Genomic DNA, 297 nt, shown 5'->3' with positions numbered 1-297 from the left:
TGTTGTTGTTTGTTTTTTTGTGAAATTTTTTTTGTTGTTTTTTTTTTTTAAAATTTTTTTTTTTTTTTTTTTTTTTTTATTTTTTTTCGTTTTTTTTTTTTATTTTTTTTTTTTTTTTTTTTTGGCGCTTGGTTTTTTTTTTTTGTGTTTTTGTTTGTTTTTTGTGGTTTTTTTTCGCCCAAAATTTTTTTTTTTTTTTTTTATTTTCAGTTTAATTAAACCCGGTGTGTTTTGTTTTTGTGTTTTTTTGTGGTGGTGTTTTTCCGTTTTTTTTGTTTTTTTGTGTTTTATTTTTTT

General features: G+C 17.8%; 1 pseudogene. It reads right to left on the bottom strand.

Annotated features, from left to right (window positions below):
- Nucleotides 1-99: 99 nt before the first annotated feature.
- Nucleotides 100-297: pseudogene (locus ACR6JA_RS22235) on the bottom strand (hypothetical protein); the annotation flags it as partial.

Source organism: Cedecea sp. B1(4) (assembly GCF_059414925.1).
Note: the sequence above shows the minus strand (reverse complement) of the source record. Positions and strands in the feature narration are given on the sequence as shown.